The organism is Bacteroides sp. 43_46 (genome assembly GCF_001915455.1).
Taxonomy (GTDB): domain Bacteria; phylum Bacteroidota; class Bacteroidia; order Bacteroidales; family Bacteroidaceae; genus Bacteroides; species Bacteroides caccae.
Map to the genome: position 1 here is coordinate 80,872 of NZ_MNQN01000142.1, position 15,393 is coordinate 96,264.

The 15,393-nt window shown below is 41.3% G+C and carries 10 protein-coding genes; 6 read left to right on the forward strand and 4 right to left on the reverse strand.

Annotation, left to right across the window (positions count from 1 at the left end):
* Position 1: 1 nt before the first annotated feature.
* Together BHV72_RS18625 and BHV72_RS18630 are read right to left on the reverse strand one after the other, a co-directional pair.
* The gene (locus tag BHV72_RS18625; protein ID WP_286857461.1) at positions 2–3,223 is read right to left on the reverse strand and encodes a SusC/RagA family TonB-linked outer membrane protein; all 3,222 of its coding nucleotides are present in this window, start codon (positions 3,221–3,223) and stop codon (positions 2–4) included.
* Positions 3,224–3,445: 222 nt separating this feature from the next.
* Complete coding sequence (locus BHV72_RS18630; RefSeq protein ID WP_022041741.1) at positions 3,446–4,966, reverse strand: hypothetical protein; 1,521 nt, start codon at positions 4,964–4,966, stop codon at positions 3,446–3,448.
* A gap of 286 nt (positions 4,967–5,252) precedes the next feature.
* On the opposite strand from BHV72_RS18630, the gene BHV72_RS18635 reads away from it, so the two are divergent.
* From BHV72_RS18635 to nagB, 6 genes are all read left to right on the forward strand, one after another.
* A complete protein-coding gene (locus BHV72_RS18635; RefSeq protein WP_286857444.1) occupies positions 5,253–6,869 on the forward strand; it encodes a pectate lyase in 1,617 nt (538 codons plus the stop codon).
* Positions 6,870–7,061: 192 nt separating this feature from the next.
* Positions 7,062–7,844 carry a LiaF transmembrane domain-containing protein gene (locus tag BHV72_RS18640; RefSeq protein ID WP_005679911.1) on the forward strand — a complete coding sequence of 261 codons (783 nt, stop codon included), beginning with the start codon at positions 7,062–7,064 and terminating at the stop codon, positions 7,842–7,844.
* Between the two features lie 3 nt (positions 7,845–7,847).
* The gene (locus tag BHV72_RS18645) at positions 7,848–8,660 is read left to right on the forward strand and encodes a LytTR family DNA-binding domain-containing protein (RefSeq protein ID WP_286857448.1); all 813 of its coding nucleotides are present in this window, start codon (positions 7,848–7,850) and stop codon (positions 8,658–8,660) included.
* 387 nt (positions 8,661–9,047) lie between these two features.
* The gene (mnmL, locus tag BHV72_RS18650; RefSeq protein WP_022041745.1) at positions 9,048–10,028 is read left to right on the forward strand and encodes a tRNA modification radical SAM protein MnmL/YtqA; all 981 of its coding nucleotides are present in this window, start codon (positions 9,048–9,050) and stop codon (positions 10,026–10,028) included.
* A 55-nt stretch (positions 10,029–10,083) separates the two neighbouring features.
* Positions 10,084–11,277 carry an FprA family A-type flavoprotein gene (locus BHV72_RS18655; protein ID WP_005677243.1) on the forward strand — a complete coding sequence of 398 codons (1,194 nt, stop codon included), beginning with the start codon at positions 10,084–10,086 and terminating at the stop codon, positions 11,275–11,277.
* Positions 11,278–11,329: 52 nt separating this feature from the next.
* Complete coding sequence (gene nagB / locus BHV72_RS18660) at positions 11,330–12,142, forward strand: glucosamine-6-phosphate deaminase (protein ID WP_122264484.1); 813 nt, start codon at positions 11,330–11,332, stop codon at positions 12,140–12,142.
* An 83-nt stretch (positions 12,143–12,225) separates the two neighbouring features.
* Here nagB and BHV72_RS18665 read toward each other — a convergent pair whose 3' ends face one another.
* Both BHV72_RS18665 and BHV72_RS18670 read right to left on the reverse strand, forming a co-directional pair.
* The gene (locus BHV72_RS18665; RefSeq protein WP_005679916.1) at positions 12,226–12,840 is read right to left on the reverse strand and encodes an L-threonylcarbamoyladenylate synthase; all 615 of its coding nucleotides are present in this window, start codon (positions 12,838–12,840) and stop codon (positions 12,226–12,228) included.
* Between the two features lie 20 nt (positions 12,841–12,860).
* Complete coding sequence (locus tag BHV72_RS18670) at positions 12,861–15,383, reverse strand: AsmA family protein (RefSeq protein WP_286857454.1); 2,523 nt, start codon at positions 15,381–15,383, stop codon at positions 12,861–12,863.
* Between the last annotated feature and the right edge of the window lie 10 nt (positions 15,384–15,393).

Sequence of the window (15,393 nt, forward strand, 5' to 3'; positions counted from 1 at the left end):
TTTAGAAGTTTAAGTTAAGACCTATTACAAACTGGCGGCTCTTCGGGTATGCAGAGTAGTCTACTCCCGGAGTAAGAGCTGTTTTGTTTCGGGTGGAAACTTCAGGGTCGAAGCCTGAATAACCGGTCAGACAAAATACATTATAACATGTGGCGTAGAAACGCAAATTGTTAATACCCACTTTTCTAGTCAGGGACTGCGGTAGAGTATAACCTACTGTTAATGTAGACAGACGTAGGAAGGAGCCATCTTCAACAGCCCAGTCGGTCAATACATAACTGGTATAGGGTGACCACATGATAGTATTGGCGTTTAATGCAGCCAACTGTGCGGGATCGTTTACCAAGTTTCCGTTGGCGTCAAGGTTTGTCCAACGTTTGCCTTCGGCCATAATGTCGATCATGTTACGGTAATAGTATTGATAGGACGAAGTATATTCAATCTTATTGGCATTATAAACGTCATTACCGATACTGTAAGTGAAGTTTGCACTCAAATCAAAACCATATACGCGACCTGAAAGGGCGAAACCACCACTGGCTTTAGGATTGGTATTACCGATAACGGTACGGTCTTTTTCATCAATGACATTGTCACTGTCGTCTATATTCTTCAGTTTTAAGGCACCCGGACGGAGATAACTGGCACCGATAACACCTGCATTGTTTGCTACATCTTGTTTCAATACCCATTTTTCACCGCTGGCATAATAGTCTTCAAAGTCACTTACTTCATAACGTCCGGCAGTTACATATCCGTAGATCTCACCTACTGAATGGCCTGGTTTCACGATGAAGTCATCCTGAATCTGTGTTGAGGCCCAACCGGATGATGCCGGATATTGTGATAATGTACCCAGGTTCTTTACTTTGTTTTTATTGAAACCTACGTTACCATTGAAGCTCAGCTCATAGTTTTTCTTGCTGATGATGTTCCAGGTAAGAGATATTTCAAAACCTTTGTTCTCAGTCTTACCGAGGTTGCGGTACTGGTAGTCATAACCGGAACCGGAAACAGGGAATGCGATTAGTAAATCTTTAGTCGTATTCTTATAATATTCGATGCTACCGGTCAGCTTGCCACCGAATAAGGTATAATCCAAACCAACGTTACGGGTAACGGTCGTTTCCCATTTCAAGTCCGGATTGGATGCGTAGGAACCACTTTGACCTGAGGCAATGCCGCTTGTCCAATAAGAAGGGAATTGATTGAGCCAAGTAGTAGAACCGGAAGACCATACGGGAGAAGTCTGGTCGGCGGGAATATTGTTATTACCTGCGGTACCATAAGAAAAACGTATTTTCAAATCATCAAGCCAATTCTGGGTCTTCTCCATGAACTTTTCTGAGGAAATACGCCATGCTACGGCAGCTGAAGGGAAATATCCCCAACGATTGCCTTTAGAGAATTTGGAAGAACCATCGGCACGGAATGTACCGCTAATCAAATATTTGCTTTGGAAATCGTAATTGACACGTCCGAAGTAGGAAAGCAAGTTGTCGTCTGCGTTAGTATATTTGTCTACACTATAAGGAGTACCTTGTGAAGACAAGGCCCAAGCCTGAGAAGCAGTAAAGCTGACAGGAAAGAAGCTCAGACGGTCATCATTCAATGAACTTTTTTTATTGATAGTCTCTTCACCAACCAATACATTCAGGTTGTGGTCTTTATTCTTGATGATATCTTTGAAGTTGTAATTTACTGTATTGGTATTGCGGAAAGTCTTACGCTGCGTGTCGGCAAAATAAGCCATCGGATGAACACCTTCTGTATCGGAACTGTTGGTACGTGCATTGTAAGTACTTGGACCATAATATTTCTTATCGGTATTGTAGTACCAGTCCAGACCGAACTCTGTTTTGAACTTGAAGTTCTTGAAGATTTCCCATGAAAAGCTTCCATTCATGTTGAAAGTCTGACGGTTCTGCTTGCGGTCTGTGTCATATACTGATGTAATCGGGTTTGTCAACTGAAAATCCGGGTCATAACTGTCACTCAAATCAGGAAAGTTAAACATCGGGTAGATCATAACGTTCTTCATGCGTGAGTCGGCTGAAGATACTTCACTCTTGCTTTCATTGGCACCTGCACCGTTTACTGTGGTATTGGCATAACGCATAGAGAAGTCGAGGCTGACTTTATCATTTACCTTGTGGTTAAGTTTTAAGCTTAAATTATCACGTCGGAAAGAAGACCCCAGCATGATAGCTTTGTCATTCATGTGGGCATATCCCATGTTGAATTTAGTTTTGTCCGAACCACCGCTAATTGTCAAGCTATGATTGAAGGTATTTCCTGTACGGCCGAATACTTGGTCTTGCCAGTCATTGGTTGGGGCGTTTTCATACAAGTCTGCATCTTGCCAGTTGCCGAAAAGACTGGTAAATTTGCTTTCATTACCTCGCAACAAGGCGTATTCTCTTTGCCATTTTACGTAATCAGTTGCGCTCAATGTCTCCAAGGTCTTTGCCATTTTTTTCCAGGAATAGTAGGTATTATAAGATACACTCAGTTTTCCTTCCTTTCCGCTTTTAGTCGTTACCAGAATTACACCGTTTGCACCGCGGGAACCGTAAATAGCTGTAGAAGATGCATCTTTCAGTACAGTCATATCCTCAATATCGGATGCAGGAATGTCGCTGATAGACTCTACCGGGAAACCGTCTACGATAAACAGCGGAGTATTGTCACCTGTGATAGAACCACCACCACGTACGCGAATCTTCATTTCTGCGTCAGGAGAACCTTCGGTAGTGGTGATTTGTACACCCGCCATTTTACCTTGCAAGGCTTCTGTTGCCGAAGCTACGGGAACGGCGCTCAATACTTCGGAACTAACCGTAGCAACGGAACCTGTGATATCTTTCCGTTTGGCTGTACCATAGCCGATAACAACGACTTCATCTAATGCTTTGGTGTCGTCAGACAAAGTTACGTCGATTTTGTTTTTTCCTTTGATTGCAATTTCTTGTGTCTTCATACCGATGTATGAAACAATAAGAGTGGCATTGGCAGGAACTTTGAGAGAGAAATCACCATTCAGATTGGTAATCGTACCATTGGAGGTATTTCCTTTTTCTACGATGGAAGCACCGATAATTGGATCTCCGGTTGCATCTTTCACATTACCGGTTGCGGTAATAGTCTGCGCTGATACGCTTAGCGAAAAAACTGCTAATATCATTAGCAGTAAAACTCGCATGTTTTTCATTCTTTTAGACATCATTTTTCTTTTAATATATAGATTGTTAATATTATAAACATTCGGTTACTTGTAAGGCTTTGTTTGTGCAAAAATAAGTCATCGACAGCGCTATCTATGTGCAATAATTGTTTTTATCATGGGAAATATTGTTTTTCCACCTCTGAGTAACAAAAAAGCGGAAGTATTGCTATATACTTTCCGCTTTCCTGTGTCTGTTTGGAAGTGTTATGTGTCAAAATTCTATTTCTTTGTGGGGAATAAATGATTGACCAGATTGTTCATATATACTTCCAGATTTGTGTATTCCGGACTTAAACTATACTTAGTACCATCGGCAGGGTCGTTCGGATCCAAATTATTTTTCTTTTCCCATTCATCCGGCATACCGTCACCATCGGTATCGACTAAAGTTACTTCCGATTTATATTCCGGCCATCCTCCTACATCCGATGGCTGGTCTATCATGCCGTTGGTGCTACCGTGGGAACCTTCATAAGTATAATTACCTTTGCGGGTTTCTTCTACAATGCGTTTGTCTATTATGTCACGACGATACGAAGCACCGGCATATTCGAGCACGTCTTTATATGCTTTTTTCGCAGATTGCAAGGAAGTACGTTCGGCTATATTGAAAGCTTTAGAGGACAACAACTTTTTTTCAGGTGCAAAGTCTTTCTTGATTACCAGTCCGTAGGTATTGTCTCTGTTCACTTTGTAAAGAGCTTCTTTTTGTTTGTCGGTGAGTTTGGAACAAGTAGGGTCCATATAATTACCATTAAAGTAGAATATACCGTGGACACCGGCTTCATTCTTATTCGTTCCATCGTCGGCGTATGCGGTAAACAAACGTTTAAAAGAACCTTTTGTAGCGCTGAAAGGTCCCGGTTTATAATAGTTGTTAATGAAATTGTAGGAACCTCCTTCGCCGGCATAAGCTCCGTCACTACCATAATTATAGATTACATTATTGAATAAATCAACTTTTTCTTCTTCCGGTTTACCAGTATAGCGGCTTCCGCAAAGACGAGGAGTACGGTTGGTGTGATGAGCCAATAAGTTGTGATGAAAAGTTGCAGTCTGTCCTCCCCAAATGCCTCCATAGCCGTGAGCTCCTTTTTCATGAATGGAGTTGGCAAGGCTTTCGCTGATGATGCACCATTGGAGAGTGAAATTGCGATTATTATAAAAAGTGGCGCATTCATCGGTACTCCAACTCATGGAGCAGTGGTCAATGATAATATTTTGGTGGTTTTTGATGCCGTTCATAGCGTCGTCTCCTTTTTGTTTGATGTCAACTCCCATGCGTGAGCGGATAAAACGGACAATTACATTGTCGGCTTGAATGGAGAAAGTATAGTTTTTTAGGCAGATACCGTCACCTGGAGCTGTTTGTCCGGCAATGGTTAGGTCTCCATTGTTGACTCTCAGAGGTTTTTGCAGCTCTATGATTCCGTCTACTGCAAAAACGATTGTGCGAGTACCTTTTTGGTTGATAGCCCAACGGAAAGTTCCTTCGGAACCGTCATCGGCTAGTGAAGTCACTATATATACAGTACCTCCGGCACCTCCTGTTGTATACTTTCCGGCACCATCTGCTCCGGGAAAAGCTATAATTTTGTTTCGATCAGGGGTCGGATAGTCTTTCTTCTCATTATTGACACTTTTATTATCCTGTATATCAATGGATATATAGGTTGTCGCACTTACCATTATAGGTATAGTGAGTAAAATGCACAGTGCTGCCGGTAGTTTTTTATTCATGCTCTTTCTTTAGTTGATTATTGTTTTGATATGGAACTTTATTCTGATTTTCGTTTTAATGGCGTAAAGGTATGAATATTTAGGTAGCTACGTGTGTAATAATTGTTATTCGCATAGTATTTATTGTTATTTGAAACTTGTCTTTTTTTTAATTCAACCATAATTAATCAACAATAAATACAAAGTGAAAAACAAATATTGCACATGAGTATATTTCTGTTTCCATACTTTTGTGAGGTGAACTCGTTCGTAATAAAAAGGATAATCACTTTAAACTATCAGGAACATGAAAAGACTAATAAAAGGACAACTTGTTATTTGGGTTTATAAAGAAAATATATTGGGAATTATATTGTCGGCTTTCTTTTTTGGGGGAGTAGTTGCCTGTTCATTCGAACAGGCAACAGAAAAACAGTTGACAGATGAATCGGGGCTACCGGAATATCCTACCCCCGACCGTACCACCATTGTTGCTTTTCCGGGAGCTTATGGTGCCGGAAAGTATACAACAGGAGGTGCGGGAGGTACTGTATATATAGTGACTTCATTAGCTGATGATGGGGCGGTGGGTACTTTACGTCATGCTATACAGCAGAAGGGAAGACGTACAATAGTCTTTGCAGTCGGAGGAGTGATCGAATTGCAGAAACAACTAGTTATCACCAACGATGACATTACTATTGCAGGTCAAACAGCTCCGGGTAAGGGAATCTGTTTGAAGGACAACACTTTGCGGGTGAATGCCAATAATGTAATTATTCGTTTCCTCCGTTGTCGTATGGGAGATGAAAAACGAATAGAGGATGATGCGATGAATGGTTATCAGAATAATTATCCCGGAAAGCAGAATATTATTATTGACCATTGTTCCATGAGTTGGAGCACTGATGAATGTGCCTCATTTTATGGGAATACTAATTTTACAATGCAGTGGTGTATTCTCAGCGAAAGCTTGTGGCATTCGATACATGAAAAAGAGGCTCATGGTTATGGTGGAATATGGGGTGGCTCACCTGCCACATTCCATCATAATTTGTTGGCTCATCACAGTAATCGGACTCCGCGTCTTTGTGGAAGTCGTTATTCGAATCGGGCAGATGTGGAAAAGGTGGACTTATGTAATAATGTAATTTATAATTGGACTAATGAAGGTGCTTATGGAGCTCAGGGAGGTTATTACAATATTATGAACAACTATTATAAACTAGGTCCTGCTTCCGCCAAGGATAAAACTCATGCACGTTTTTTCACCGCTTATATAGATGATGGAAAGAATGCCCAAGATGCCGGAGTATTTGGTTACTTTTATGTGAATGGCAATATAATGGACAATACATGTGTGGACTTGTCAGGCGAACAGCAGAAGGAGATTGCCAGCGCCAACGCCAATAATACTTCTTCTACTGCATTCAAGGTAAAGAATGACGAAAGAACATCTTCTGACTTATTGTTGGACATGCGCATTGATATCCTTTCTGATTACAGTTTTATGCAATCTGCTACAGACGCTTACGAAACTGTGCTGGCGTATGCAGGGGCATGGACATGTGGCTGGAAGGATAATAAGTATATCATTCCGGAGCGAGATAAGATTGATAGGCGTATTGTAAGTGAAACTGCTAATGGTACTTATAGTACTAATGCATCTAAAGGTGGTGGATATGGTTTGATAGACAGTCAGGAGGATACTATAGAAAAGTGGGACGAATATATAACTGAAACCTCTTCTCTTGTCGATACAGACAAGGACGGTATACCGGACGGATGGGAAATAGCAAAAGGCTTAAATCCTAATGATGCGTCTGACGGGGCAAAGTATAATTTGAGTGCTGCTTATACAAATCTAGAGGTGTATCTGAATGGCTTGGTGGAGAATACTTTTCCGGCAAGTCATTCCAAATAATTGTTTTTTAATGATTAGATTTCTTAGTTCTATTTGCTTGTGAAAGCAGGTAAAACAATGAGTATTATGATAAGTTTCATCGGTTTTTATCCGGTATTCATCGGATTATTGACCGTAAATCAGCAGAAAAGCCTGTAAAAGCATAAAGAAATGGCGTATCTTTGAACCATTAATCAATTAATAATAGAAATAATGGAAGAGAAACAAAAAACTTTGTCTGCTACAGGCTTTTCCGGTAAATATCTGGTAGCTTCACTTTTTATCCTTTCGGGGATACTACTGTTTGCCCGCAATATGGGATGGATTACTGCTGAATTGTTTAGCACGATAGTATCCTGGTATTCTCTTTTTATTATATTAGGTATATATTCGATGATACGTCGCCATTTTGTAGGAGGAATAATTCTTTTGTTGATTGGTGTCTATTTCTTATTGGGTGGGCTTTCATGGTTGCCTGAGAATTCTCAGGCAATGGTCTGGCCTCTTGCTTTGATAATAGCGGGTGTTTTGTTGATTTTCAAATCCCGAAGAAGAGGGCCTTGGTCTCATAGCCATATGGCACATCATCGCAAGGAATGGATGAAACGGAGAGGTCTGGGTATGAACTTTAAAGAAGAACAGCAACAATGCGAGTCTGTCGATGGCTTTTTGCATTCGGAAAATGTTTGGGGAGCGGCACGTCATGTCGTACTTGATGAGCTATTCAAAGGAGCTATTGTTCGTACTTCGTTCGGGGGTACAGTTATTGATTTGCGTCATACCCATATTGCGTTGGGAGAAACTTATATCGATCTGGACTGTAGCTGGGGAGGAGTTGAGATTTATGTTCCTTCCGATTGGAAAGTAGTATTCAAATGTAATACTTTCTTCGGTGGCTGTGATGATAAACGTTGGCATAACGGGGATATTAACTATGAGAGCATATTAGTAGTTCGAGGTACGCTTTCTTTTGGAGGTCTGGAGATAAAAGACTAGTGTATGAAAGCACATCCAATTATAGATTACCCTTATCGTTGGATTCCGATACTGCTGCTTTTGCTGGTGTTGGTTGCGGCTCAGGTAGCATTAGTCTGCCTATACACCGGAGCTGATTACCTTCCTGCCTTGGTAGATGGGATAGCAACGATGGGTTGGTTAGCTGCCTTAGCCTATCTGGCATGGTATGTTGTCGGGCTCGTTTCGTTGTTGCAGACAGATATTATCATGATAGTGGTAGGAAGTCTGCTTTGGCTGGCAGGTTGTTTTATGGTTTGTGATAGTATGGTACGGATAGCAGGTATATCCTATATCCCTTTTACACAGACAATCCCTTTCCGGTTATTGTTCGAGTTACCGGTTCTGATTGCGGTAACTCTTTGGTATCGTTTGATTACCGCTAAAGAAGAAGTTTTGAATCAGGAACTTGAAAAAGAACTGATTGCGCATCAGGTAGTTGAGGCACCGGTGGAAGTTCCGGCTGGATTAATTGATCGAATCACAGTGAAAGACGGTTCACGTATTCATTTGATTAAAGCGGATGAACTAATCTACATACAAGCTTGTGGTGATTATGTGATGTTAATCACTCCTTCAGGAGAATACCTGAAAGAACAAACTATGAAATATTTTGAAACGCATCTGCCGCCTGAAACATTTGTTCGTGTTCATCGTTCGACTATTGTCAACGTAACACAGATATCACGGGTTGAACTGTTTGGGAAAGAAACATATCAATTATTACTAAAAAACGGGGTTAAGCTCCGGGTAAGCCTTTCCGGTTACAGATTATTGAAAGAAAGACTGGGATTATAAAACTGATTTTATGACTGAAGATAAAACTTTCATTTATTAATCAAAAATAAGCATACATATACTATTGTTTAGTATCCTCATATAAAATCCTCTTTATATTCTGGTTAAAGAATACAAAGAGGATTATTTTATTGACGTGAGTTGCATGGGGTATGGTGAGATGAAATCATAATTGGGGAATAAATTGCACAATACTTTCACAAGTGTCCTCCCGTCAATGCCTAAAATCAAGACAAATCTAGTTAAATAGTTTCTCCTTTTGCAATATTTATTAATTTATCTTATGGTATTTATGATTATTTTAATATATTGAAGATATTTTGGGGCATCTTTTTTTACCTCGCTAATTTTTCTTATGTTTGTAGATTAAATAATGAATGAACAGTAATGAATATGTCAACTCATCTTCTATATAATGATTTTCCAACTTTTCTGCGTAAGTATTTTCCCTATAAAGTACAAAAGATTTCGTTGAACGCGGGTTTCACTTGTCCTAACCGTGACGGGACGAAAGGGTGGGGCGGTTGTACCTATTGTAATAACCAGACCTTTAATCCTGATTATTGCCGGACAGAGAAGTCGGTCACTGCTCAGTTGGAGGAAGGTAAATGTTTCTTTGCCCGTAAATATCCTGAAATGAAATATCTGGCCTATTTTCAGGCATATACTAATACATATGCAGAGTTAGAAGGATTAAAACGTAAATATGAGGAAGCGTTGGAAGTAGAAGACGTAGTGGGGTTGGTGATTGGTACTCGTCCGGATTGTATGCCGGAAGGGTTGTTGCGCTATCTGGAGGAATTGAACAAACACGCTTTTCTAATGGTAGAATACGGTATTGAGAGTACTTGTGATAGAACTTTGCAGCGCATAAACCGCGGACATACTTATGAGGATACCGTAGAAACTGTCGGGCGGACGGCTGCTTGTGGCATTCTCGTAGGCGGACATATCATTCTAGGACTTCCGGGAGAAACATCTGACGCTATGGTGGCGCAAGCGGGAATCCTGTCTGACCTTCCTTTGTCAACTCTTAAAATTCATCAGTTACAGTTGATTCGCGGGACCCGTATGGCGCACGAATATGATATAAACCCGGCGGATTTTCATCTGTTCACGGAGGTAAACGAATATATTGATCTGGTGATTGACTATGTCGAACATCTTCGTCCGGATATGGTTGTAGAACGTTTTGTCTCTCAATCTCCTAAAGATTTATTAATAGCTCCGGACTGGGGATTGAAAAATTATGAATTTGTAGTACGTTTGCAAAAAAGAATGAAAGAAAGAGGTGCTTATCAAGGGAAGAAGTACAGGGATTCGGAAAAAAGAATTATTTTTGCAGGTGATAAATTTGCCACTGAATAATTACCTGTTTTTTAGAGGAAGCCGGTGGTGAAAGTGAAATTAATAAAGTTGAAGAATGGAGAAAACAAGAATTAAAGGAAATGTCCACTACGTGGGAGTGAATGACCGTAATAAACACCGTTTTGAAGCGATGTGGCCGTTGCCCTATGGAGTTTCGTATAACTCTTATCTGATTGATGATGAAATGGTGGCATTGGTGGATACAGTAGACATCTGTTATTTTGAAGTATACCTGCGTAAGATCAAGCAAGTGATCGGTGAACGTCCTATCAATTATTTAATAATAAATCACATGGAACCGGACCATTCCGGATCTATCCGATTGATAAAACAGCATTATCCGGAGATTATTATCGTGGGTAATAAGCAGACATTCGGCATGATTGAAGGTTTCTACGGTGTGACCGGGGAACAATATCTGGTGAAGGACGGAGATTTTTTGGCTTTAGGTCGCCATAAACTGCGCTTTTACATGACCCCTATGGTGCATTGGCCGGAAACGATGATGACATTTGATGAGACTGACGGAGTTCTTTTCTCTGGCGACGGCTTCGGATGTTTCGGTACAGTAGACGGTGGCTTTCTGGATACCCGTATTAATCTGGATAAGTATTGGGGAGAAATGGTTCGTTACTATTCTAATATCGTAGGTAAATACGGAAGTCCTGTACAAAAGGCTTTGCAGAAACTTGGCGGACTTCCTATTTCTGCTATTTGTTCTACTCATGGACCGGTGTGGACAGAAAATATAGCTAGAGTGATCGGTATATATGATCGTTTGAGCCGTTATGACGCTGATGAGGGAGTAGTTATCGCATACGGAAGTATGTATGGAAATACAGAACAAATGGCTGAGGCTATTGCCGAAGAACTTTCTGCACAAGGAATCAAGAATATCGTAATGCATAATGTTGCTAAGAGCCATCCTTCCTATATTATAGCAGATATTTTCCGTTATAAGGGATTGATTATTGGTTCTCCTACATATAGCAATCAGATTTTCCCGGAGGTAGAATCATTGCTTTCAAAGATTCTGGTGCGTGAGGTGAAAGGACGTTATCTGGGTTATTTCGGTTCTTTCGCATGGGCAGGTGCTGCGGTGAAACGTATGGCAGAGTTTGCAGAAAAGAGTAAATTTGAACTGGTAGGCGATCCGGTAGAGATGAAGCAGGCGATGAGGGATATTACCTACACTCAATGCGAGAATCTGGCACATGCCATGGCAGAGCGCTTGAAGAAAGACCGTTAAAACAGTGAATAAGATTATTAATTTATTAACTAACCTATAAAACAATCGACTTATGAGACTTATTATTCAGCCGGACTATCAGTCCGTATCTCAGTGGGCTGCACATTACGTTGCTGCAAAAATAAAAGTTGCCAATCCAACCCCTGAAAAACCGTTTGTATTGGGTTGTCCTACCGGATCTTCTCCTCTGGGCATGTACAAAGCTTTGATCGATCTGAATAAGAAAGGAATCGTTTCCTTCCAGAATGTAGTAACATTCAATATGGATGAATATGTAGGACTGCCGAAAGAACATCCGGAAAGCTATTATTCTTTTATGTGGAATAACTTCTTCAGTCATATTGATATCAAGGCTGAAAATACGAATATCCTGAATGGCAATGCTCCTGACCTGGATGCAGAATGTGCACGTTACGAAGAAAAGATTAAGTCTTATGGCGGTATCGACTTGTTCATGGGTGGTATTGGTCCTGATGGACATATCGCTTTCAATGAACCGGGTTCTTCATTGACTTCACGTACTCGTCAGAAAACATTGACTACGGATACAATCATTGCTAACTCTCGTTTCTTTGACAATGATATCAATAAAGTGCCTAAAACTGCTTTGACAGTAGGCGTGGGTACTGTTCTTTCTGCCAAAGAAGTGATGATTATCGTGAATGGACACAACAAGGCCCGTGCACTGTATCATGCCGTAGAAGGTTCTATCACTCAGATGTGGACAATCAGTGCATTGCAGATGCATGAAAAAGGTATTATCGTATGTGATGATGCTGCGACTGAAGAATTGAAAGTAGGAACTTACCGTTATTTCAAGGACATTGAAGCTGGTCATTTGGATCCGGAATCTTTGATTAAATAATATAGAACAGACTCTATAAATAATGGGCTGCATCAATGTTGAATTGATAGCAGCCCATTTTGTAATGAATTCTGTCGAAGAAACTAACTTTCTTCTAACCAACCTTTTCCCTGACGAACAATTTCCGGTTCATCCTCTGTGCATTTTACTACCGTTGAAGGTTCTATTCCTCCGATACCTCCGTCAATAACTAGATCCACTATATCGCCAAACTTTTCATCGATTAGTTCGGGATCGGTTATATATTCCAGATCCTCATCTTCATCGTATGGCAAGGTGGTGGTCATTATCGGAGCGTCCAGCAGACGGGCAATTTCCCGGATAATATTGTTGTCCGGCATACGGATGCCTACCTCTTTCCGGTTACGGAAGATTTTGGGCAGTCGGTTTGTTCCGTTCAGGATGAAAGTAAACGGTCCCGGAAGATTATGTTTCATAAGTTTGAAGACGTTATTGTCCACCTTGGCATATTCGCTGATACTACTCAAGTCATAGCAGATGATAGACAGATTGTTTTTACGTGGGTCTATCTCCTTGATACGGCAGATGCGTTCGATAGCACGCTCTTTCAGTCCATGACAGCCGATAGCGTACATCGTATCAGTAGGATAAATGATAAGTCCGCCATCATTCAGAATGTCGATAATCCGTTGTAAGTCCTGCGGATTGTTATTTTTATCATATAGCTTCAGAAGCATAATCTCTTTTCCTTATTTTTTTATTTAAGTTTCTTCTTCAAGAAGTCCAATGCCTTCTCGGCCACCTTTTCCGTTACTTTCTGTTTGATAGAATCTTTGTTGGCACTGGCAGCAGAGTCAAGTCCGAGTTTCTGGCCTAATTTGCTGATAGCCTCATCGGCTACTGCTTCCACAGCCTGATTGGCCATACTCTTGGTATCGACACTGACTTTAGGTGAAGTGAACGAACCTCCGATTCTCAAATCAAGAGTCATTAGTTTGGAGATATTACCGGCAGATGCAGGAAGTTTAATCTTTCCTGTGTAATCGATAGTCTGGTCGAGACCCGTGCTACCGGAAAGATTCAGGTTGTAGTCTCCCATTTGAATATCGAACGGTTTTGTTTCTACCCGTCCATCTTTGATGATGAAGTCCAGCGTCATATCTTTTACTTTCATCTCTTTCAGGCTAGGTTGCTTAACCGCATCAGCTATTTGATCGATAGCTTTCACACCACTTAGGCTAAGGTCGCGTGTGGAGAGGTTGCCGTCTCCCTGCATTGTATTCAATATGGGGCTCATGGCTGCGTCCAAATCCGTCAACACGTTGATACTGCCGGAGAAGTTCCCTTTCAGATTTTCAAAGATAGGAGCCATTTTCTGCACCATATCCAGTTCCTTGTAAGCTTGTGCAAAACCTATATTCGTCAGTTTGAATCCAGCTTTTAACTCAGGTTTCTTGGCATCGGCGGTGGAATAATATCCGTTCATCACAACATTTCCTCCCATAGTGCTCATAGACAGATTTTTCATGTCTACTTTACCGTCTTTGACAGTAAGCTTACCGTTCATATTGTTGAAGGACATCTTGTCAAACAGTACTTGTTTCAGATTAGCGTCCATTTGGAAGTCGATGTTGCGGGGAACTTCAACAATTCCCGTGGAACTAACGGAATCCGTAGTTGTTACATCACCGGACGAAGACATTTCTTCACCCGTAGCCGACATGAAATCATTCAGATTGAAATAGTTGGAACGGATATTCAGACTTCCTTTCAAGGTAGTGCCTTTCAACGCATAACCGATATAGTTTTCGAACCGGCTGTCGGCAGTAATGTCATTCTTACCGATGTTGACGGTTGTTTCGCTCAACTGAAGATATTTGGGTGTAAACGTAAAGAGTGATTTCTTAATTTCTACATCCGGCATATCCTGCATTTTAAGTTTCATGTCTGTTAAACCAATCGTTCCAGCAGCCAGTATGCGGTCGTATTGTTCCTTTTCGATAGATGAAAGGCGCCCGGACATTTGCATATCAGCGTCGATTGTTCCGTTTAGTTCCATATCTCCAAGCGGATATACTTGTTTGATCATACCAAGGTTAAGAATTCCTTTTGCTTCCACTTTGAAGTCAGGATCGCTGACCGGCGTTTTCACGTAGGCAGTCAGACTGAACGGGTTACCTGCCAGGCGGAAGCTAAACGGGTTAATATCCACCGTCGTCAGGTCGATATTTCCTCCCGGATTCTGTACGTTGGCATTGATGTTAATTTGGTCTACTCCTGCCGGTAAAGCCGGATAGCGGAACATGGCATTTTTGACTTGCATATCGACATTGAACGCAGGTACGGTATCTCCTAGCAGGGTGCCTTTGGCTGTTGCGTTCAGTGTGGCGGTTCCGTCGGTTTTCAGGCTGGAAAATTCGGTGGCATAGATAGCCGGGATTAGCGAAAGGATTTCTTTGAAACCTATATCGTTGGTATTGAGTTTCAAGTCCATGTCGATAGCCGGGTCTTTCAAGGCTACCCAGCCGTCAATACCTGCCTGAATAGCGTTGAGGCGAATGGTGTTATCCTTTAATGTGTACTTGTTATTGGCCAGATCGGCGTCCACATCCATTTCAGCGGAGATGTTGGCATTCGCCAAGAAAGGAATCCCGTTCATCTTGTAAGTCAGGGATTTTGTTTCCGCTTCCAGTTTCAGTGTGGTGCGTTCACTCCCTAAGTCTCCGGCGCAGGTTGCGTTAAAGTCTTGGATGTCAGCATACATCTTTCCTTGTTGGTCATCATAAATCAGATTCATGTTTTTTATGACGAAACGTTGGAGTTTCACTTTGAAAGGGGAAGATTCTTCTTCTGCAGCGGGAGTCTCGGCAGCGGCTGTCGTATCCGGTTCCATAATGTTCCAGTTGGCACGTCCGTCCGGCAACACAATGGCATGCAGCTTTGTGTCTTCGATGAATATTTTGGTAATATCGTAACCGCTATCTCCGAAAAGAGAGAATAAGTTGATGGCGGCGGTAACTTCTCCGGCTTGTACAAGGGTATCATTGGCAAATTCACCAGTGCCTTTTAGCCAGAAATCTTCGAGAGTGACAGAAGCCTGTGGAAAGTTGCGGAACAGGCTAATGTTAAGTTTCTTAAAGTCAAATTGCGCATTGAGCATCTTGTTGCCTTCTGTTTTTACAATATCGGCTATCTTACCTTGGAAGGCGAAAGGAAGAAGGAGCATTAGAATGATAATTACTCCTACGGTGATAGCTGCGATTTTCAAACCTTTTTTCATTTGCTTCTAT

What these genes read in the sequence shown, in the direction of transcription:
- BHV72_RS18625 (WP_286857461.1), bottom strand. Translation starts at nt 3,223, where the DNA reads ATGTCTAAAAGAATGAAAAACATGCGAGTTTTACTGCTAATGATATTA.
- BHV72_RS18630 (WP_022041741.1), bottom strand. Translation starts at nt 4,966, where the DNA reads ATGAATAAAAAACTACCGGCAGCACTGTGCATTTTACTCACTATACCT.
- BHV72_RS18635 (WP_286857444.1), top strand. Translation starts at nt 5,253, where the DNA reads ATGAAAAGACTAATAAAAGGACAACTTGTTATTTGGGTTTATAAAGAA.
- BHV72_RS18640 (WP_005679911.1), top strand. Translation starts at nt 7,062, where the DNA reads ATGGAAGAGAAACAAAAAACTTTGTCTGCTACAGGCTTTTCCGGTAAA.
- BHV72_RS18645 (WP_286857448.1), top strand. Translation starts at nt 7,848, where the DNA reads ATGAAAGCACATCCAATTATAGATTACCCTTATCGTTGGATTCCGATA.
- mnmL (WP_022041745.1), top strand. Translation starts at nt 9,048, where the DNA reads ATGAATATGTCAACTCATCTTCTATATAATGATTTTCCAACTTTTCTG.
- BHV72_RS18655 (WP_005677243.1), top strand. Translation starts at nt 10,084, where the DNA reads ATGGAGAAAACAAGAATTAAAGGAAATGTCCACTACGTGGGAGTGAAT.
- nagB (WP_122264484.1), top strand. Translation starts at nt 11,330, where the DNA reads ATGAGACTTATTATTCAGCCGGACTATCAGTCCGTATCTCAGTGGGCT.
- BHV72_RS18665 (WP_005679916.1), bottom strand. Translation starts at nt 12,840, where the DNA reads ATGCTTCTGAAGCTATATGATAAAAATAACAATCCGCAGGACTTACAA.
- BHV72_RS18670 (WP_286857454.1), bottom strand. Translation starts at nt 15,383, where the DNA reads ATGAAAAAAGGTTTGAAAATCGCAGCTATCACCGTAGGAGTAATTATC.